The sequence below is a fragment of the Streptomyces sp. HUAS YS2 genome, assembly GCF_033343995.1.
GTDB classification, from domain to species: Bacteria; Actinomycetota; Actinomycetes; order Streptomycetales; family Streptomycetaceae; genus Streptomyces; species Streptomyces solicathayae.
In genome coordinates this window covers 1,623,781-1,643,585 of the sequence record NZ_CP137573.1, presented here as the reverse complement: position 1 = coordinate 1,643,585, position 19,805 = coordinate 1,623,781, and the positions used below count along the sequence as shown (strand labels likewise).

The following is a 19,805-nucleotide window of genomic DNA, read 5'->3' as shown; positions in this document are numbered from 1 at the left end:
CAGACTCCCTCGCATGCGCACCTATCGCGAGTTGTTCCGCACGCCCGAGTTCAGACCGTTCTTCTTCACTGTCGCCGTCCAGGTCGCCGCGCAGACCGTCGCCGGCCTGGGACTTGCCACCCTGGTCTACCGCGACACCGGGTCGCCGCTGCTGTCCGCGCTCGCCATGTTCGGACCCTCCCTCGCCCAAATGGTCGGCGCCGCCACGCTGTTGTCCGCCGCCGACCGGCTGCCGCCGCGCGCCGCCGTCACCGGCCTGGCGCTGCTGTTCGCGCTGAGCACCGCCCTCCAGGTCCTTCCGGACCTGTCCGTCGGGACCCTGTTCGCGATCCTGTTCGTGCAGGGCCTGATCGGCTCGGTGGGCGGCGGGGTGCGCATGGGGCTGCTCGGCGAGATCCTCTCCCGCGACGGGTACCTGCTCGGACGCTCGGTTCTCAACGTGGCCGTGGGCGTCTGCCAGATCGCCGGCTACGGCGCGGGCGGGCTGCTCGTCGCGGCGCTCTCGCCGCGCGGGGCGCTGCTGACGAGTGCGTCGCTCTACCTCGCCGCGGCCCTGGTCGCCCGCCTCGGCCTCAGCCGCCGGGCGCCGCGCGCGTCGGGCCGGCCGTCGGTCGCGGAGACCTGGCGCATCAACGGGCGGCTGTGGTCCTCCCCGGCGCGCCGCCGGATCTACCTGGCCCTGTGGGTGCCGAACGGGCTGATCGTGGGCTGCGAGTCGCTGTTCGTCCCGTGGGCCCCCGAGCAGGCCGGCACGCTGTTCGCCTGTGCCGCGATCGGCATGCTGGCGGGGGACGTGGCGGTGGGACGCTTCGTACCGAAGGCGTGGCGCGGCCGGCTCGCCTCGCCGCTGCAGGCCCTCCTCGCGGCCCCGTTCCTGCTGTTCGCCCTCGATCCGGCCCTGCCGCTCGCCCTTGCCGCGGTCACCGTGGCGACGGCCGGCTACGCCGCGAGCCTGCTGTTCCAGGAGAAGCTGCTGGCGCTGACGCCCGACGAGTTGAGCGGTCAGGCCCTGGGCCTGCACAGCTCGGGCATGCTCACGTTCCAGGGCGTGAGCGCCACGCTGGCCGGCGTACTGGCGCAGTACACGTCGACGACGACGGCGATGGCGCTGCTGGCCGGGCTCTCGCTGACGGTCACGGCGGCGCTCGTGGTCGCGGGCCGACGCACCCACGCGGAAGAGCGCGGACACGCGGACGAACCCGGACACGACGATGAACCCGGACACGCAGAAGAGCGCGGAACCAGGGACCGTAAACCTGGTTCCGCGCTCTCGTTGATGACCGCCCGACGGAGCGAGGCTGGCGCGACAGGACGTTCGCGCCGCCGGGCGGAGTCCGAATGAGCCCATGAGGCCGATGAGCTGGGGACCGCGGCGGCGACGACGGGCTTCTCTGCGTCCCTTCCTTCAGGTCAAGAAGGGGGCCGGTCCGCCCTTACCACCGCACTGGCTCGCACGCCGCCGCGGTCCTCAAGCCGTCCGGATCCCGACCACCCCTCATCCGGGCCGGGATTCGGACTGCGTACGGAACACGACCTCCCGTCATGTCCGTACGCGGTCTGGTACGGAGATCAGTCGCGCAGGGCGCGGACCGCCTCCTCCACGCGCTTGCCGTAGTCCGCGTCGGCGGCGGCGAAGTGCGCGATGTTCTTCTCGATGAGGTCCTCGCGGGAGACCTGGGAGAGGCCGCCGGCGATGTTGGCGACGAGGCGGTTCTTCTCGTCCTCGGACATCAGCCGGTACAGCTCACCGGCCTGGAAGAAGTCGTCGTCCTTGGTGTGCAGCGGGGCCGCGTGGGTGCCGGTCCAGCCGTGGATCGCGAGCGGCGCGGACAGCGGGGTGTCCGTCTGGGCCGGGCCCTGGTACGAGTTGGGCTCGTAGTTCTTGTCGTGGCGCGAGCCGTTGCGGGTGGCCATGTAGCCGTCCCGGCCGTAGTTGTCGGCCTCGGTCGCCTTGGGGGCGTTCACCGGCAGCTGGGTGTGGTTGACACCGAGACGGTAGCGGTGGGCGTCCGCGTAGGCGAACAGCCGGCCCTGGAGCATCTTGTCCGGCGAAGGACCGATGCCCGGCACGAAGTTGTTCGGGGAGAACGCGGCCTGCTCGACCTCGGCGAAGACGTTGTCCGGGTTGCGGTCGAGGACCATCCGGCCGACGCGCTGCAGCGGGTAGTCGCTGTGCGGCCACACCTTGGTGAGGTCGAACGGGTTGAAGCGGTACTCGGCGGCCTCGGCGGCCGGCATGACCTGGACGTACAGGGTCCAGGAGGGGTTCACGCCGCGCTCGATGGACTGCAGCAGGTCGGTCTGGTGCGAGTTGGCGTCGCTGCCGACGACCTCGGCGGCCTGCTCGGCGGAGAGCGAGCGGATGCCCTGGTTCGTCTTGAAGTGGTACTTGACGAAGAAGGCCTCGCCCGCCTCGTTGGTCCACTGGTAGGTGTGCGAGCCGTAGCCGTTCATGTGGCGGTACGAGGCGGGGATGCCGCGGTCGCCCATGAGCCAGGTCACCTGGTGCGTCGCCTCGGGGGCGTGCGCCCAGAAGTCCCAGACGTTGTCCGCCTCCTGCTTGCCCGTGAAGGGGTCGCGCTTCTGGGAGTGGATGAAGTCGGGGAACTTGATCGGGTCCTTGATGAAGAACACCGGGGTGTTGTTGCCGACGAGGTCGTAGTTGCCCTCTTCGGTGTAGAACTTCACCGCGAAGCCGCGCGGGTCGCGGACCGCGTCCGCGCCGCCGAGCGAGTCGGCCACGGTGGAGAAGCGGATGAAGAGCTCGGTCTTCTTGCCGACCTCGCCGAGGAAGTCCGCCTTGGTGTAGGCGGTGACGTCGTCGGTCACCTCGAAGTAGCCGTACGCGCCGGAGCCGCGGGCGTGCACCACGCGCTCCGGGATGCGCTCGCGGTTGAACCGGGCGAGCTTCTCCAGCAGGTGCTGGTCCTGGAGCAGGATGGGGCCACCGACGCCGGCGGTGGCGGAGTTCTGGTTGTCGGCGACGGGGGCGCCGGACTCGGTCGTAAGCACGCGCTTCGACATGGTGACCTTCCGTACAGGGGAGCTCTGCTGACATCTGCGTGACGGTGCGAGGAGCGTAAATTCGCCACCAACGCGACGTCAACAGTTTGTTGAAATTGAGGTGTGGTGTTCCGGGCGGCGACGACGCCTGGGCGCGACAGGACAGGTGTCAGCGCCGCCGCCGCCCGGAAATCTGGGCCCCGTAGGACGGGGTGGCCGATCAGACCTGCTGGCCGGAGAGGCGCTCGACGGCGCGCAGCAGGGCCGAGTGGTCCAGGCCGCCGTCGCCCTGCGCACGCAGGGAGGCGACGAGCTGGGCGACCACGGCGCCGACCGGGAGGGCCGCGCCGACGTTGCGGGCGGCGTCGGTGACGATGCCCATGTCCTTGTGGTGCAGGTCGATCCGGAAGCCGGGCTTGAAGTCCCGGTTCAGGAAGTTGTCCTTCTTGCGGGTCAGCACGGTCGAGCCGGCCAGACCGCCGTTGAGGACGTCCAGGGCGGCGTTCAGGTCCACGCCGGACTTCTCCAGGAAGACCACGGCCTCGGCGCACGCCTGGATGTTGACCGCGACGATCAGCTGGTTGGCGGCCTTCACCGTCTGGCCGGAGCCGTGCGGGCCACAGAGCACGATGGTCTTGCCGAGGGCCTCGAGGATCGGGAGGGCCTCGTCGAAGTCGGCCTGCTCGCCGCCGACCATGATGGACAGGACGGCCTCGATGGCGCCCGCCTCGCCGCCGGACACCGGGGCGTCGATGACGCGGATGCCCTTCTCGGCCGCGTTCTTCGCCAGGTCCACGGAGGTCTGCGGGGTGATCGACGACATGTCGACGATGAGGGCGCCGGACCTGGCGTTCTCGAGGATGCCCTCGGGACCGTAGTTGATGGCCTCGACCTGCGGGGAGGCCGGCACCATCGTGATGATGACGTCGGCGTCCTTGACGGCCTCGGCGATCGAGCCGGCCGCGGTGCCGCCGGCGGCGGCCAGGCGCTCCAGCTTGTCCTGCTCCAGGGTGAAGCCGGTGACGGAGTAGCCCGCCTTGATCAGGTTCTCGGACATGGGCGAGCCCATGATGCCGAGGCCGATCCAGGCGATCTTGGGAAGGTTGCTCATGAGGGTGCCTCTCAAAACAAGGTGGTACGGGGAGGAGTCAGGGGGTTCAGCGGGCCGCGCGGGCCTCGGCCGGGAGCCACTCGAAGGACGCGGCGGCGTCGGCGGCCTTGTACTCCAGGCCGACCCAGCCGTCGTATCCGGCCTTCTTGAGCTCGTCGAGCAGCTGCTCCAACGGGAGCGAGCCGGTGCCCGGCGCGCCGCGGCCCGGGTTGTCGGCGATCTGCACGTGGCCGGTCTTGTCGGCGTACTGCGCGATGACCTGGCTGACGTCCTCGCCGTTCATCGACAGGTGGTAGATGTCGAGGAGGAACTTGGCGTTGCCGAGTCCGGTGGCCGCGTTCACCTTGTCGACGACCTCGATGGCGGCGGGCGCGCTCACCAGCGGGTAGAGCGGCGACTCCGGCTTGTTGAGGGTCTCGACCAGGAGGATCGCACCGACCCGGTCGGCCGCGCGGGCCGCCAGGACCAGGTTCTCCAGGGCGAGGGCGTCCTGGACCTGCGGGTCCACGCCCTCGACGCGGTTGCCGTAGAGCGCGTTGAGCGCCTTGCAGCCGACCGAGGCGGCGAAGTCCGCGGCCACGTCGATGTTGGCGCGGAAGCGGTCCGACTCCTCACCCGGTACGGAGAGGGCGCCGCGGTCCGGGCCGGGCAGCTGTCCCGCGTAGAAGTTCAGGCCCACGAGCTGGGTGCCGGCGTCGTCGAGCGCCTTCTTCAGGGCGTCGAGCTCGCTCTGCTCGGGGGTGGCGGTGTCGATCCAGGGCCACCACAGCTCGACCGCGGTGAAGCCGGCCGCGGCGGCGGCCGCGGGGCGCTCCAGGAGCGGGAGTTCCGTGAAGAGGATCGACAGGTTCACATCGAAGCGCTGGTCCGTGTATCCCATGAGGGGCGGCGCTCCTTCCGTATTGCGGAAGTAACTTTCTGTCTGACGGAATGTTGCACGGACGGGTGGGGAGGTGTCAAGGGGGGTCGCGCAGGTCGGGCCTGCCGTAGGGGCGGCGCGGGGGTGGTGAGGGGGTGCGGACAGGGGTGGGGTCGGCGGACCCGACCGATCGGTCGGACGGGGAGTGGTCTCGGTAATGTCCGGTAATCGGGGAAGATCCACAGGGAATCCACAGCTCAACTTATTCAGCCGCGAGGATGACCGGCGCATTCCCGGTTTTCGAATGGGGTCGGGCCGGGCGACGCCTTTTCTGCGGAATGGCTGATTCGCCGTACAGGCCGTGATCATGAGAGTGCAATGAGAATTGACATGCTCTCGGCGCCCTGGCAAGAATCGCGGTGCCCGCTCACCCGGCGGGCAAAAAGGTACGAACCAACGGGCAAGAATTGGGGGAGAAATGAGCATGCGCAAGAGTCTGGCCGTCATGGGTGCCAGCGCCCTGCTGGCTCTCGGTTCCGGCGTCGCACTGGCGCCCTCCGCGTCCGCGGCCTCGGCCGGCAACGCGGGGCAGACGGCCGCCACTGCGCAGTCGTCCCAGGGGGAGGTCAAGTCCGGCGGTGCGGTCACCAAGTCCCTCGACAAGTCGACGGGCCTGGCCGCGGCGGCCAAGGGTGAGATCAACACCCTGGCCAGCTGCTGGAACGGCTCCACGTCCGGTCGGTACATGTACATGACCTGTTCCGGCAACGGGTACCGGGTCTACATCGACTGCTCCAACGGCTACCGGTACACGTTCCCGACGTACTACTACGGCACCTTCAACCACACCATGTGGTGCCCGTCCGGTACGTACGCCATCTGGGGCGGCTCCATCGGCGGCTGAGTCAGCCGGCCCGTCAGGGCGTGAACCTCGGGTCGAATTCGTGGACCGTCCGGAAGGTCCACGAATTCGGCTCTTTCGCGTGTGCGCGACCTGGAATCTTTTGCTCCGGTCTTTCTCATCCGTTTCTCATAAAGCTCTCATCGGTATCTCGGCGGCCCTTGGCAATCATGATCTCGCACGCCGCTCGGCGTGGATTTCCATGTATGCATGGACAGGGAGTCGACGTTGAAAATGCAACCTTTAAACCGTGTGGTGCTGAGCTCCGCCGCCGCATTGCTCTCGATCGGTCTGCTGGCCGGTTGCGGCGACGACCCGAAATCCGAGGTCCCGTCCGGAGGCGGCAAGCCCAGCGCCTCCGCCGAGGCACAGAGCAGCCCGGGCTCCGGCGAGCCCGACGCGGACGCTCTGAAGTTCGTCCGCTGCCTGCGGGACAACGGGCTGACCGTCGACGACCCGGAGAGCAACGGGAACGTCTCCATCCAGGTCACCGGGAGCCAGGACCAGGCCAAGATCGCCAAGGCCCAGGAGGCGTGCAAGCAGTTCGCCGGGGAGGGCGGCTCCGGCGGGGCCTCCCAGGGCAAGGAGACCGAGGAGCGCAAGACCTGGCGGCTCAAGGTCGAGGCCTGCATGCGGAAGAAGGGCTTCGATCTGGGCAACGTCAAGACCGGCCAGGAGAAGGAGCACGAGACGGCCACCCGGGCGTGCTACCAGGAGGCCGGCCCGGTACCGGGGCAGGGCGGGCAGTGACCGGCGCCGACCCCGGCGGCAGGGTCGCGCTGGGACCCGTCGTCGACGACCCGCCGGGCAGGCGGGTCCGCGCGCCGGCGCAGGCCCCGGGCGAGGAGACCCGGGTCGAGGACGCGGTGGCCGGGGAGGGCCCGCGCCGACCCCGACGTACCCGCATCCTCCTCGCGTCCTGCGTGGCCGTCGCCGCCGTCGCCACCGCGGGCGCGGTGGTCCTGGCCGGCCGGGGCGGGCAGGAGGCGCCGCCCGGCCGGGGGGAGGCCCCCGCCACCGCGCCCGTCACCCGCGGGGATCTCACCGCTTCGGAAACCCTCGACGGCACGCTGCAGTACGGCGACGAGGTCTTCCTGCCCAACCGGCTGAACGGGACCGTGACCTGGGTCGCCGCGCCGGGGACGCAGGTCGCCCGCGGCGGGGTCCTGTACCGGCTGGACGAGAAACCCGTCGTCCTGCTGTACGGCGACGTCCCCGCGTACCGCGCCTTCAAGGAGGACATGTCCGACGGCGGCGACGTGAAGGAGCTGGAGCGGAACCTCGCCGCGCTGGGCTACTCCGGCTTCACCGTCGACGAGGAGTTCACCGAGAACACCGCCGCCGCGATCAAGCGCTGGCAGAAGGACCTCGGCCTGAAGAAGACCGGCGAGCTGGAGCTCGGCCGGGTGCTCTTCGCCCCGCAGGCGGTACGGGCCGGGCAGCCCGACAAGAAACCCGGGGTCGAGGCGCAGAGCGGCAGCCCCGTCCTCGCCACCACCAGCGCCGAACGGTCGGTCACGGTCAAGGCCACCATGGCCCAGCAGCAGCTGCTGCCCCAGGGCGGGAAGGTCTCCGTGCTGCTGCCCGGCCGCGACGCCCCCGTCCCCGGCAAGGTGACCTCCGTCGGCACCGTCGTCGGCGGAGACGGCGACGGCGGGGACGACGACAAGGACGACGGCGGCGACCCGAAGAATGACGGCGACCGCACCGTGACCGTACGCATCGCGCTGCTCGACCAGAAGGCCGCCGGCGCGCTCACGTACGCACCCGTCCGCGTCCGGGCCGAGAGCGAACGGCGGCGCGGGGTGCTCTCCGTGCCCGTCGCCGCGCTGCTCGCCCTGCGCGAGGGCGGACACGGCGTCCAGGTCGTCGGGGCCGACGGCGCCACCCGCATCCTGCCGGTCACCACCGGGCTGTTCAGCGGCGGCCGGGTCGAGGTGTCGGGGGCGGGCGTCACCGAGGGACTCAAGGTGGGGATTCCGGCACTGTGAACGTCATCGGTGAGGTGACCGCGGAGGCGGTCGCCGGGGCGGACGAGGCCGGCGGGTCCGAACGCCTCGTGGTCGAGCTCGCGGGCGTGACCCGCAGCTATCCGGGCAGTCCGCCGGTGCATGCCGTGCGCGGGGTCTCGCTCCGTGTCCGGCCGGGCGAGCTGCTCGCGGTCGTGGGTCCGTCCGGCTCGGGCAAGTCCACGCTGCTGAACCTGATCGGCACCCTCGACCGGCCGTCCGCGGGGCGGGTGCGGATCGCGGGGTACGACGTGGACCGGCTCTCGGACCGGGAGCTGTCCACGCTGCGCGCGGAGCACATCGGCTTCGTCTTCCAGCAGTTCTTCCTCACCCCCGGGGTGAGCGCGGTCGGCAACGTGGCGGAGGGCCTGCTCTACACCGGGCTCTCCCGGCGGGACCGGATCGCCGCCGCCACCGAGAGCCTGCGCCGGGTCGGCCTCGGCCACCGGCTGACGCACCGCCCGCACGAGCTGTCCGGCGGCGAGCGCCAGCGCGTCGCGCTGGCCCGCGCGGTGGCCGGCCGGCCGAGCCTGCTCCTCGCCGACGAGCCCACGGGCTCGCTCGATTCGGCGTCCGGGGCGAGCGTGGTCGAGCTGCTGCGGGAGCTGAACGCGGACGGCACGACGGTCGTGGTCATCACCCACGACACGGACCTGGCGTCCCGGCTGCCCCGCCGCGTCACGATGCGCGACGGCCACCTGGTGGGGGACGAGACAACGGCCCCGGGCAGCGGCCGTCCGCCCGCTCCGTCCGGTGGGCCGGAGGCCGACGCTTCCGAGGAGGACCGCCGATGAACCCGTCCCTGCCGCCGCTCCGTCCGGCGCGGCTGCGACCGCTCGACGTGCTGCGGCTGAGCCTGTCCGGGCTGCGGGCCAAGCCGATGCGGGCGGTGCTGTCCGCCGCCGGGATCTCCATCGGCATCGCCGCGATGGTGGCCGTCATGGGCATCTCCACCTCCAGCCGGGCCGAGCTCCAGGCCACCCTGGACACGCTCGGCACCAACCTGCTGCGCGTCGAGGCGGGGGAGTCGCTGACCGGCGAGCGGACCGCCCTGCCGCCCGAGGTCACCGGCATGGTCCGGCGCGTCCCGCCCGTCACCGACGCCAGCTCCGTGGCCGGGATCGACGCCAAGGTCTATCGCTCCGAACTGATCCCGAAGGAGGAGACCAACGCGCTGGAGGTGATGGCGGTCCAGCCGGACCTGCTCGGCACCCTGGGCGTGCGCACCGCTCAGGGCGCCTGGCTCAACCGGGCGACCGGCCGCTACCCGGCGGTGGTGCTCGGCTCCGCGGCGGCGCGCCGGCTGGGGGTGATCCGACCGGAGCCGGGCCTGCAGATCCTGGTCGGCGGCAAGCAGTTCACCGTCGTCGGCGTCCTGGAGCCGGCCGTGCTCGCGCCCGAGCTCAACAGCGCCGTACTCGTCGGCTTCGAGGCCGCCCGGCGGACCCTGGAGTTCGACGGCCGCCCGACCGCGCTGTACGTGCGTGCCGAGGAGCACGCGGTGGGCGACGTGCGCGCCGTCCTGGCCCGTACGGTCAACCCGGAGCAGCCGGACGCGGTGCGGGTCGACCGGCCCTCGGACGCGCTCGCGGCCAAGCTCGCCGCGGACGAGGCGTTCACCGGCCTGCTGCTCGGCATCGGGGCGGTGGCCCTGCTGGTCGGCGGGATCGGCGTGGCCAACACCATGGTCATCGCGGTCCTGGAACGCCGCGGCGAGATCGGCCTGCGCAGGGCACTGGGTGCCACTCGGGGGCAGGTGCGGAACCAGTTCTTCACCGAGTCGCTGGTGCTGTCGGGCCTCGGGGGCTGTGGCGGCGCGCTGCTCGGCCTGGTCATCACCGTCGGGTACGCGGGGCATCGCGGCTGGCCGGTGGCCCTGCCGGCGACGGCCGTGGCGGGCGCGGCGCTGGGCACCCTGGTCATCGGCGCGGTGGCGGGCCTGTACCCGGCGGTGCGCGCGGCGAAGGTCTCGCCGACGACGGCCCTGGCCACGGCCTGAGCGCACGCGGCTGCCGCTACCGGCCCCGCGGACAGTAGCGTGGGGCCATGGTGCGTTTGAGAGTGGAGTTCACGACCGAGCCGTTCGACCTGGACGAGGCGCCGGAGCACGCGGTCGTGGCCCGGGAAGTCATCCAGTCGGCCGAGCTGGACGCGGTCGACGTCGGCCCCTTCGGCAACACCGCGGAAGGGGGCGCCGACCAGGTGCTGACCGCCGTCGACGCGCTGCTGCGCAAGTCGCTGGCGGCCGGCGCCACGCGGGTCTCCCTCCAGGTCAACGTGATCGGGGAGGGCGAGAAGTGACCGAGCACCCCCTCGTCGCGGCCGTGAAGCCGCTCGTCGACGCCATGGGCGCCGAGATACTCGGCCCCGAGCAGGCCGGGGCCGACGACGTCGTGCTGTCCTGGGAGGGCACGGACGTCGTCGCCGTACGGCTTCCGCAGCTGTCCGAGTCGCTGGACCACATCCTGGCGGCCATGGAGCGGCGGCACGGAAAGCCGCTGTCCGAGCTGGACCGCAAGGCCAAGCAGGAGACTGTCCGCATTCTGGAGGCACGGGGTGCCTTCTCGGTGCGCCACGGAGTGGAGACGGTGGCCGGCGCCCTGGGTGTCAGCCGCTTCACCGTGTACAACTACCTGAACAGGGAGACCGCCCTGAACAGGGAAAAGGCTCCCAAGGGCGACTAGTTGATCATGTCCCGGCACAAGCCGTCGTCCACATGTCGGGACGGCGGCTTTTGTATGACCGAGTTTTCAACAAAGTGTTGACGTGGTGTTGCGGAGGGCGTTAGCTATCCGCAGCCCGTCCGACGCACAGCGAAAAACAGCCACGGAGGCTTCCCGTGACTTCAGGTACGACACCGGGTCTCACCCGGTTCAACACCTCGGCGGACAGCGACGCTGTCGCGGCCCTCCACGAGGTGTGCTCCAGTTCGGCGTGGGGGAGCAAGGTTCTCGCCCAGCGCCCGTACACCACCGCCGAAGCCCTCTTCCTCGCCAGCGACGCCGCCATGGCCGAACTGACCGCCGAGGATCTGGCCGAGGCGATGGCGGGCCACCCGCCGATCGGTCGTCCGAAGGCAGGGGACCCGACCTCCTCCCGCGAGCAGAGCGGGATGGCCGGGGCCTCCGAGCAGCTCAAGGCGGAGATGCTCGAACTCAACCTGGCCTACCAGGACAAGTTCGGCCACGTCTTCCTGATCTGCGCCACCGGCAAGTCCGGTGCGGAGATGCGCGACGCGGTCCGGGAACGGATCGAGCACTCGCCCGAGCAGGAGCGGGAAATCGTCCGCACCGAGCTGGGCAAGATCAACCGGATCCGGCTGACCCGTCTCGTAGAGGAAGAGAACTGATGAGCACGGCAACCACCGCCTCGGTGTCCACGCACATCCTGGACACCAGCATCGGCCGCCCCGCCGAGGGCGTCGCGATCTCCCTGTCGGCCCGCTCGGGCTCCGACAAGGAGTGGACGGCGCTCGGCGGATCCGCCACCGACGCCGACGGGCGGTGCAAGGACCTGCCGGCGCTGCCGGAGGGCACCACCCACGTACGTCTCGACTTCGAGACCGAGGCGTACTTCCTGAGCAAGCACAACCAGCAAGCCGAGGCGCAGCAGGACGCCCCCGCGAATCGGGACAGCGATGCGTTCTTCCCGGAGGTGGCGATCACGTTCGCCGTCAAGCCGGGCGAGCACTACCACGTACCGCTGCTGCTCAACCCGTTCGGCTACTCCGTTTACCGAGGGAGCTAGCAGACATGCCCACGATTCTCGGCCAGAACCAGTACGGCAAAGCAGAGAACCGCGTCGTCAAGATCACGCGGGACGGCGACACCCACCACATCAAGGACCTCAACGTCTCCGTCGCCCTCTCCGGCGACCTCGACGACGTCCACCTCAACGGCTCGAACGCCAACTGCCTGCCCACCGACACGACCAAGAACACCGTGTTCGCCTTCGCCAAGGAATACGGGATCGAGTCGGCCGAGCAGTTCGGCATCCACCTGGCGCGTCACTTCGTGAACAGCCAGGAGCCCATCAAGCGGGCCCGGATCCGGATCGAGGAGTACGCCTGGGACCGCATCGCGTCCTCCGCGGCCAACTCCAAGTTCATCGGCGCCGACGAGGTCAACCACTCCTTCGTCCGTCAGGGCCAGGAGACCCGGGTCACCCAGATCACGTACGACGGTCAGAACTGGGAGGTCATCTCCGGCCTCAAGGACCTGATCGTCATGAACTCCACCAACTCGGAGTTCTGGGGCTACATCAAGGACAAGTACACGACGCTCCAGGAGGCGTACGACCGCATCCTGGCCACGCAGGTGTCCGGTCGCTGGCGGTTCAACTGGACCGACGACGAGCAGCGGATGCCCAACTGGGAGAAGTCCTACGCCGAGACGAAGAAGCACATGCTGCAGGCCTTCGCCGAGACGTACTCCCTCTCCCTGCAGCAGACGCTGTACCAGATGGCCTCCCGGATCATCAACCACCGTTCGGAGATCGACGAGGTCCGCTTCTCGCTCCCGAACAAGCACCACTTCCTGGTGGACCTGGAGCCGTTCGGCCTCAAGAACGAAAACGAGGTCTACTACGCCGCCGACCGCATGTACGGCCTGATCGAGGCCACCGTGCTGCGTGACGGAGCGACGGCGCAGATCCCGGTCGACATGACCAACCTCTAACGCGGACACCGAGTGGTCGCCCCCGCCCGTCCGCAGTCGGGCGGGGGCCCACCACAGCGGAGGAACCACCATGGCACAGCCTGCACAGGGGCCGGCATCCGCCGAAGGCCCGTGTCCCACCCCACCGGACTCCGTGAACCCGTCCGTCCACCCGGTGGATGAGAAGCTTCCCGCCTCGCGGCTCGTCCCCGCGGCACTCCAGCACATCGCCGCCATGTACGCGGGCGTCGTCACCCCTCCGCTCATCATCGGCCAGGCCGTCGGCCTGGACGCCGCCGGCATGACCCGGCTCATCGCTGCCGGCCTGCTCATCGCCGGCTGCGCCACGATCCTGCAGACCATCGGCGTCGGCGGCCTCGCCGGAAACCGGCTGCCGTTCGTCAACGCGGCCTCCTCCGCGGGCATCGCGCCGATGCTCGCCATCGCCGAGACCAGTGCCCCCGGACACCAACTCCCCGCCATCTACGGCGCGGTGATGGTCGCCGGAGTCTTCTGCCTCGCCGTCGGCCCGTTCTTCGGCCGGCTGCTCCGGTTCTTCCCGCCGCTCGTCACCGGCGTGGTGATCACCCTCATCGGTGTCACGCTGATGCCCGTGCCGGTGAGCTGGGCCCAGGGCGGCGACAGGACCGCCGCCGACTTCGGCGCCATGAAGTACCTGGCGCTGGCCGGCTTCACCCTCGTCGTCATCCTGCTCTTCCAGCGCTTCGGCGGGGGCTTCGTCAAGCAGATCGCGCTGCTGCTCGGCCTGTTCATCGGCACCGTCGCCGCGATCCCGTTCGGGATGGCCGACTTCACGGCGCTGCGCGAGGCCCCGGTTGCCGCGCTGCCCACCCCGTTCGCCTTCGGCGCCCCCGAGTTCCAGCCCGCCGCGATCCTCTCCCTGTGCATCGTGATGCTGGTGCTGATGACCGAGTCCAGCGCCGGCATGCTCGCCCTGGGCGAGATCTGCGAACGGCGCAGCGACGGCCGCACCATCACCCGCGGCCTGCGCACCGACGGCATCGCCACCCTGCTCGGCCCGGTCTTCGGCGGCTTCCCCACCTCCGCCTTCGCGCAGAACGTCGGCGTCGTCTCGCTCACCCGGGTCCGCTCCCGGTACGTCGTCGCCACGGCCGGTGGAGCGCTCCTGGTCCTCGGCGCCTTCCCGGTCCTCGGCGCGGTCGTCTCGCTGGTCCCCATGCCCGTCCTCGGCGGCGCCGGCATCGTCCTCTTCGGCTCGATCGCGGTCAGCGGCATCCGTACACTCTCGGAAGCCGGACTCGACGACAGCTCCAACATCATCCTGGTGGCCGTCGCGCTCGGAGCGGGCATCATCCCGCTCGCCGCGCCCACCTTCTACGCAGGCTTCCCGGCCTGGGCGCAGACCGTGCTCGGCTCCGGCATCAGCGCCGGAGCGCTCGTCGCCGTCACGCTCAACCTGTTCTTCCACCATCTCGGCACCCGGAGCCGTCACACGGTTCCGGCACTCAAATCCTCCTAGGGTCCTGCCGTGCCCACACCGCCACAGAGGAATGAAGGAAGCACCATGGCAGCACCTTCGGCAGCCCCCCAGCGCATCGTCATCGAGAACGCGGCGATCGCGACGGTCGACGCCAACGACACCGAGTACGCCACCGGCTACCTGGTCGTCGCCGACAACAAGATCGAGTCCCTCGGCGCCGGCAAGGCACCCGAGGGCCTGGAGAACGTGGTCCGCAGGACCGACGCGACCGGGCATCTGATCACGCCCGGTCTGATCAACACGCACCACCACTTCTACCAGTGGATCACCCGTGGTCTCGCCACCGACCACAACCTGTTCAACTGGCTCGTCGCCCTGTACCCGACCTGGGCGCGGATCGACGAGTCGATGGTCCGGGTCGCCGCGCAGGGCTCGCTCGCGATGATGGCCCGGGGCGGTGTCACCACCGCGATGGACCACCACTACGTGTTCCCGCAGGGCTCCGGCGACCTGTCCGGCGCGATCATCGGTGCCGCCAAGGACATGGGCGTCCGCTTCACCCTCGCCCGCGGCTCCATGGACCGCAGCGAGAAGGACGGCGGCCTGCCGCCGGACTTCGCCGTCGAGACCACCGAGGGCGCGCTCGCCGCGACCGAGGAGACCGTGAAGCGGTACCACGACGCCTCCTTCGACTCGATGACCCAGGTGGCCGTGGCCCCCTGCTCCCCGTTCTCCATCTCCACCGAGCTGCTCCGCGAGGGCGCCGCGCTCGGCCGTCGTCTCGGCGTGCGCATGCACACCCACGGCTCGGAGACCGTGGAGGAGGAGAAGTTCTGCCACGAGCTGTTCGGCATGGGCCCGACGGACTACTTCGAGTCCACTGGTTTCCTCGGCGAGGACGTGTGGATGGCGCACTGCGTCCACATGAACGACTCCGACATCGCCGCCTTCGCCCGGACCAAGACCGGTGTGGCGCACTGTCCGTCGTCCAACGCCCGGCTGGCCGCCGGCATCGCCCGGGTACCGGACATGCTCAAGGCCGGTGTCCCGGTCGGCCTCGGCGTCGACGGCACCGCCTCCAACGAGTCGGGCGAGCTGCACACCGAGCTCCGCAACGCGCTGCTGATCAACCGCCTCGGCGCGCACCGCGAGTCGGCGCTCAACGCCCGCCAGGCGCTGCGCCTCGGCACCTACGGCGGCGCCCAGGTGCTCGGCCGCGCCGACAACATCGGTTCGCTGGAGCCCGGCAAGCTCGCCGACTTCGTGCTCTGGAAGATCGACGGCATCGGGCACTCCTCGATCGCCGACCCGGTCACCGCGATCGTGTTCGGCGCCGCGGCCCCGGTGACGGCCTCGTTCGTCAACGGCAAGCAGATCGTCGAGAACAACCGCCTGCTGTTCGCGGACGAGGAGGCCATCGCCCGCGACGCGCGCGCCGAGGCCCAGCGCCTCGCCCGGATCACGGCCCAGGCCTGATCCGGCGGCCCGTGGCCGGCCCGTACTGGGCGGCCGGCCACACCACCCCGCACCATCGCACCACCCGCACCATCGCACCACCCCGGATTTCCGCGGCCCTTCGCAGGTCGCGGACGCAGAGTCCGGTCGAGGGGGACGGCCCTCGACCGGTCGCCACGGTCCCGAGCGGGGCCCGTGGCAGCCGGACGGGGGGTGTACGTATCCCCAGAGGTACGGCACCCCCCGGACGGTGAGTTCCTCCCATGGGCATTCGCCGCGTGCACCCCCCCCTCGTCGCGCGGACCGCACGACCTCATGAGCCGCACCCGTGAGGCGCACCACTGCACCACTTCGCACCACCTCCCTGACACCCGCGTTCACCGCCGACGTGTAACCGACCGGAGGAACCGCCGTGGCCGCTGAGCCCCAGGTTCGCAACGATGCAGACCGCCCCGACCCCGACGCCCGGACCACACATCCGGTCGACGAGACGCTCCCCCCAGTGAAGATGTTCACCAGTGGCCTCCAGCACGTGGCCGCCATGTACGCGGGCGTGGTGGCCCCGCCGCTCATCGTCGGTGCGGCTGTCGGACTGTCCGGCACCGAACTGACCTTCCTCACCGGTGCCAGCCTCTTCACCGCCGGCATCGCCACCTTCCTGCAGACGCTCGGCGTCTGGAAGATCGGCGCCCGGCTGCCGTTCGTCAACGGCGTCACCTTCGCCGGCGTCGCACCGATGCTGGCGATCGTCGACACCACGGACGACAAGGCCGACGCCCTGCCGATCATCTTCGGCGCGATCATCGTCGCCGGACTGCTCGGCTTCATAGCCGCCCCCTACTTCTCGAAGCTGGTCCGCTTCTTCCCGCCGGTCGTGACCGGCACGGTGATCACGCTCATCGGCGTCTCGCTGCTGCCCGTCGCCTTCGGCTGGGCCCAGGGCCCCAACCCCAGGGCCGAGGACTACGGTTCGACCACGTACCTGACGCTGGCCGCGATCACCCTCGTGGTGGTGCTGGTCCTGCGCCGCTTCACCACCGGCTTCCTCAAGCAGATCGCCGTCCTGGTCGGCCTGGTCATCGGTACGCTCATCGCCATTCCGTTCGGCGTCACCGACTTCAGCCCGGTCACCGAGGCGGACATCGTCGGCTTCCCGACCCCGTTCCACTTCGGCGCCCCGCAGTTCGCACTCGCCGCGATCATCTCGATGTGCGTCGTGATGCTCGTGTCGATGACCGAGTCGACCGCCGACATGCTCGCCCTCGGCGAGATCGTCGACCGCCCGGCCGACGAGAAGACCATCGCGGCCGGACTGCGTGCCGACACCCTCGGCTCCGCGATCAGCCCGCTGTTCAACGGCTTCATGTGCAGTGCCTTCGCGCAGAACATCGGCCTGGTCGCGATGACGAAGATCCGCAGCCGGTTCGTCGTCGCCTGCGGCGGTGGCTTCCTGGTCCTGATGGGCCTGTCCCCGGTCGCCGCCTCGCTCATCTCGGTCGTGCCGCGCCCGGTGCTCGGCGGCGCGGGCGTCGTCCTGTTCGGCTCGGTCGCGGCCAGCGGCATCCAGACCCTGGTCAAGGCCGGCCTGGAGAAGGACAACAACGTCCTGATCGTGGCCGTCTCGCTGGCGGTCGGCATCATCCCGATCACGGAGCCGGAGTTCTACCACGCCTTCCCGGAGACCGCGAAGATCATCCTGGACTCCGGCATCTCCACCGGCTGCGTGGCGGCCGTCCTGCTGAACCTGGTCTTCAACCACATCGGCCGGAACAGGGACGCCGACACCGTCACCGCGCCCATGGAGCCGGGCGAGGAGATCTCCGGAACCGCCGGCGCGAAGGCGGCGCACGTCCACTGAGCATGAGGACTCCTCTCTCCGAGCCGGTCCCCGCCACCGTGGCGGGGACCGGCGTCGTGCGTCCGGTCGTGCGTTCCGTCGTGCTGATCAACCCGAACACCTCGAAGGCGACGACGGCGATGATGACCGCCATCGCCTCCCGGGCGCTCGGCCCGGCGGGCGTGCCGGTACGCGGCGTGACCGTCGCCCGCGGCCCGCGGATGCTCACCGACCCGGCGGCGCTCGCGGCCGCCGCGCCGGAGGTCGTCGCCGCGGGCCTGCGGGCCGTGGCGACGGGCGACTGCGCGGCCCTGATCGTCGCCGCCTTCGGCGACCCGGGCGCCGCCGAACTCCGCGCGCGGGTGGGCGTCCCGGTCGTCGGCCTGGCGGAGGCGTCCCTCGCCGAGGCCGCGGCCGGCGGCGCGCGCTTCGGCGTGGCGACGACCACCCCGGCCCTGGCGGACGCGATCGCCGCCCGCGTCGCCGAGCTGGGACTCGCCGACCGCTACACCGGCATCCGCCTCACCGAGGGCGACCCCCACGAGCTGTCCGCCGACCCGGAGTCGCTCCGCGAGCGCCTGGCCGAAGCGGTCCGCCGCAGCCTCCAGGACGACGGCGCCACCCGCGTCGTCATCGGCGGCGGCCCACTGGGCGACGCGGCCGCGGCTCTGCGGACCCGCTTCCACGCCCCGGTCATCGCCCCGATCCCGGCGGCCTGCCGCAGCGTGCTGCGCCAACTGCCGGACGACGGCGCCGGCTCCACCGGTTAGCCCGTCATCCCCACCCCACCCCTCTCCTCCCCGGCGGCGATCCGCCTCCGGCACTCCTCGGCCAGCACCGGATACGCCACCGCGATGGCCTCGTACAGCCGGCGGTCGAGGAGCCGTTCCGCCTCGGGGCGGCCCACGTCGCCGAAGAGCCCGTCGAGCAGCACCTCGTAGCGCACCAGGGCGTGCCGCAGGTAGTTCACCTGCCACCGCACGAGCATCGCCGCCGTGACCTCGCCGGGCCCGCGCGCCCCCAGCAGCCGCCGGTGCCGCACCGCCCGCCGCTCCAGATCCGGGCCCGCCAGCCGGGGCACGGCGATGGGCTCCGCGCCGATCGCCGCGAGCACGGCCCGCCGCCGGGCGCGCGCCCCGGCGATCCCGGCGGCCGACCGGCTGCCGCCGGGCGCCCGGGAGCACAGCGCGAACTCCTCCGTCCGCTCGACCGCCTCCACCCGCGCCACCAGATACAGCAGCACCGGCGCGAGCGACCAGAGCCGCGGGCTGCGCCCCTGCACGTCGGGCGCGCCCAGCAGGCTCCGCACCATCGCGTCCGTCCAGCCACGTCGCCGCAGCCCGGTCACGGTCGTGTACGTCGTACGGTCCGTCATGAATCCCCCAACCCTCGATCACGGAGAGTGACGAATCCAGTGAAGCGCACCCCACTGACAACGCCCCCTTGCCGGGTGTCCCAGGGGTGTGCGATATAGGTCTGGACCAAATCGACGGACGGAGGCCCTCAGGTGCAACGCCCGCTCGCCGCAGCAGTGTTGACCATCGCCGCGTTCTCCGTCGCGGCCTGCGCGAAGGCCCCCGCCCCCGACACCCGCGCTCCCACGGCGCCGCGCGGCGTGACGGCGGAGGCCGGCAGCGCGACGACGGTCCACGTGATGTGGAGCGCCTCGGCGGACGACCGGGGCGTCGCCGTGTACGAGATCCACCGCGAGGGCCGCAAGGTCAAGGAGGTCCCCGCCACGACCCTGATGACCGACATCGAGGGCCTCGCTCCCGAAACCCCGTACGCCTTCACCGTCCTGGCCCGCGACGCCGCCGGCAACCGCTCCCCGCACAGCACGAAGATCCCGGTCACCACCCTCGCCGCCACGACCAGGGACACCCGGCCCCCCACCCGCCCGACGTCCGTACGCGGCACGGTGACCGGCCCCCGCACCGTCACCCTGACCTGGCACGCGGCAACCGACGACACGAACGTCACGGCCTACGACATCTACCAGGCCGACACCCGCATCCACACGGTCCCCGGCACGGCCGGGACGGCCCGCATCACGACCCTGCGCCCCGGCACGATCTACACCTTCACGGTCCGCGCCCGCGACGCGGCCGAGAACGAGTCCCCCGACAGCCCTCCGGTGGACCTCACCACCCCCGGCGGCGCGATCCCGACCGCGACAGCCCCCACCGACCTCACGGTGACGGCGACGAAGCGCGAGATCACGGTGACCTGGACCCCGCCGAAACCCGACGGAGCCCAGGTCACCGAACACCAGCTCCACCTCGACGGCCACCTGGCCACCACCATCGTCTGGGGCACCACCCCACCCCCTGGCCGCGCGACCTACACCTTCACGGTCCAGGACCCACCCGGCACCCGCTACACCGTCAAACTCCGCGCCAAACTCCCCGACGGCACCTGGGGCACCTTCTCCGCCCAGCGGACGGTGGTGGTGGGCGGGCCCCGCTGAGCCCGCCGGCGTTCACCACTGCGGGTGATCACGCCCGCCGGAGCCG

20 protein-coding genes are annotated in these 19,805 nt (G+C 71.0%); 16 read left to right on the top strand and 4 right to left on the bottom strand.

Features of this window, described 5'->3' with window-relative positions:
• The first annotated feature begins 13 nt into the window (after positions 1-13).
• Positions 14-1,342 (top strand): MFS transporter, encoded by a 1,329-nt coding sequence (locus R2D22_RS07585; RefSeq protein ID WP_318102109.1) that lies wholly within the window; start codon positions 14-16, stop codon positions 1,340-1,342.
• Positions 1,343-1,569: 227 nt separating this feature from the next.
• Here the strand turns inward: R2D22_RS07585 and R2D22_RS07580 are convergent, their stop codons facing one another.
• The 3 genes from R2D22_RS07580 to R2D22_RS07570 all read right to left on the bottom strand — a co-directional run bounded on the left by R2D22_RS07580 (position 1,570) and on the right by R2D22_RS07570 (position 4,994).
• Positions 1,570-3,024 carry a catalase gene (locus tag R2D22_RS07580; protein ID WP_318102107.1) on the bottom strand — a complete coding sequence of 485 codons (1,455 nt, stop codon included), beginning with the start codon at positions 3,022-3,024 and terminating at the stop codon, positions 1,570-1,572.
• A gap of 199 nt (positions 3,025-3,223) precedes the next feature.
• Positions 3,224-4,114 carry a 2-hydroxy-3-oxopropionate reductase gene (locus tag R2D22_RS07575; RefSeq protein ID WP_318102106.1) on the bottom strand — a complete coding sequence of 297 codons (891 nt, stop codon included), beginning with the start codon at positions 4,112-4,114 and terminating at the stop codon, positions 3,224-3,226.
• 46 nt (positions 4,115-4,160) lie between these two features.
• The gene (locus R2D22_RS07570) at positions 4,161-4,994 is read right to left on the bottom strand and encodes a TIM barrel protein (protein ID WP_318102104.1); all 834 of its coding nucleotides are present in this window, start codon (positions 4,992-4,994) and stop codon (positions 4,161-4,163) included.
• 463 nt (positions 4,995-5,457) lie between these two features.
• Between R2D22_RS07570 and R2D22_RS07565 the strand changes: the two genes are divergently transcribed.
• The 14 genes from R2D22_RS07565 (at position 5,458) to R2D22_RS07500 (ending at position 18,062) form a co-directional block, all read left to right on the top strand.
• Complete coding sequence (locus R2D22_RS07565; RefSeq protein ID WP_318102103.1) at positions 5,458-5,877, top strand: hypothetical protein; 420 nt, start codon at positions 5,458-5,460, stop codon at positions 5,875-5,877.
• Between the two features lie 252 nt (positions 5,878-6,129).
• Positions 6,130-6,624: a hypothetical protein gene (locus R2D22_RS07560; protein ID WP_318102101.1), complete on the top strand. Its 495-nt coding sequence runs from the start codon at positions 6,130-6,132 to the stop codon at positions 6,622-6,624.
• Complete coding sequence (locus R2D22_RS07555) at positions 6,621-7,865, top strand: efflux RND transporter periplasmic adaptor subunit (RefSeq protein ID WP_318102100.1); 1,245 nt, start codon at positions 6,621-6,623, stop codon at positions 7,863-7,865. The genes R2D22_RS07560 and R2D22_RS07555 overlap by 4 nt, the downstream gene beginning before the upstream one ends.
• A 5-nt stretch (positions 7,866-7,870) precedes the next feature.
• The gene (locus tag R2D22_RS07550; protein ID WP_411977126.1) at positions 7,871-8,677 is read left to right on the top strand and encodes an ABC transporter ATP-binding protein; all 807 of its coding nucleotides are present in this window, start codon (positions 7,871-7,873) and stop codon (positions 8,675-8,677) included.
• A complete protein-coding gene (locus R2D22_RS07545; protein ID WP_318102099.1) occupies positions 8,674-9,882 on the top strand; it encodes an ABC transporter permease in 1,209 nt (402 codons plus the stop codon). The genes R2D22_RS07550 and R2D22_RS07545 overlap by 4 nt, the downstream gene beginning before the upstream one ends.
• 50 nt (positions 9,883-9,932) lie before the next feature.
• Positions 9,933-10,184 carry a YkoF family thiamine-binding protein gene (locus R2D22_RS07540; RefSeq protein ID WP_318109640.1) on the top strand — a complete coding sequence of 84 codons (252 nt, stop codon included), beginning with the start codon at positions 9,933-9,935 and terminating at the stop codon, positions 10,182-10,184.
• Positions 10,185-10,228: 44 nt separating this feature from the next.
• Complete coding sequence (locus R2D22_RS07535) at positions 10,229-10,567, top strand: helix-turn-helix domain-containing protein (RefSeq protein ID WP_318109638.1); 339 nt, start codon at positions 10,229-10,231, stop codon at positions 10,565-10,567.
• A 155-nt stretch (positions 10,568-10,722) separates the two neighbouring features.
• Positions 10,723-11,232, top strand: coding sequence for a 2-oxo-4-hydroxy-4-carboxy-5-ureidoimidazoline decarboxylase (gene uraD / locus R2D22_RS07530; protein ID WP_318102097.1), 510 nt, complete (start codon positions 10,723-10,725; stop codon positions 11,230-11,232).
• Positions 11,232-11,630 (top strand): hydroxyisourate hydrolase, encoded by a 399-nt coding sequence (gene uraH, locus R2D22_RS07525; protein WP_318102095.1) that lies wholly within the window; start codon positions 11,232-11,234, stop codon positions 11,628-11,630. Before uraD ends, uraH begins: the two co-directional genes overlap by 1 nt.
• A gap of 5 nt (positions 11,631-11,635) precedes the next feature.
• Positions 11,636-12,559 (top strand): factor-independent urate hydroxylase, encoded by a 924-nt coding sequence (gene pucL, locus R2D22_RS07520; protein ID WP_318102094.1) that lies wholly within the window; start codon positions 11,636-11,638, stop codon positions 12,557-12,559.
• Positions 12,560-12,629: 70 nt separating this feature from the next.
• A complete protein-coding gene (locus tag R2D22_RS07515; protein ID WP_318102093.1) occupies positions 12,630-14,039 on the top strand; it encodes a nucleobase:cation symporter-2 family protein in 1,410 nt (469 codons plus the stop codon).
• A gap of 45 nt (positions 14,040-14,084) precedes the next feature.
• Entirely contained in the window at positions 14,085-15,476 is a 1,392-nt protein-coding gene (locus tag R2D22_RS07510; protein WP_318102092.1) for an 8-oxoguanine deaminase, read from the top strand.
• A 487-nt stretch (positions 15,477-15,963) separates the two neighbouring features.
• Positions 15,964-17,313 carry a nucleobase:cation symporter-2 family protein gene (locus R2D22_RS07505; protein WP_318109636.1) on the top strand — a complete coding sequence of 450 codons (1,350 nt, stop codon included), beginning with the start codon at positions 15,964-15,966 and terminating at the stop codon, positions 17,311-17,313.
• A 2-nt stretch (positions 17,314-17,315) separates the two neighbouring features.
• Positions 17,316-18,062: an aspartate/glutamate racemase family protein gene (locus R2D22_RS07500; protein WP_318102091.1), complete on the top strand. Its 747-nt coding sequence runs from the start codon at positions 17,316-17,318 to the stop codon at positions 18,060-18,062.
• On the opposite strand, the gene R2D22_RS07495 is transcribed toward R2D22_RS07500, so the two are convergent.
• On the bottom strand, positions 18,059-18,667 hold the full coding sequence (locus R2D22_RS07495) for a hypothetical protein (RefSeq protein WP_318102090.1): 609 nt from the start codon (positions 18,665-18,667) through the stop codon (positions 18,059-18,061). The genes R2D22_RS07500 and R2D22_RS07495 overlap by 4 nt on opposite strands.
• A 132-nt stretch (positions 18,668-18,799) precedes the next feature.
• Between R2D22_RS07495 and R2D22_RS07490 the strand changes: the two genes are divergently transcribed.
• Positions 18,800-19,759 (top strand): fibronectin type III domain-containing protein, encoded by a 960-nt coding sequence (locus R2D22_RS07490; RefSeq protein ID WP_411976991.1) that lies wholly within the window; start codon positions 18,800-18,802, stop codon positions 19,757-19,759.
• The last annotated feature ends 46 nt before the right edge of the window (positions 19,760-19,805 follow it).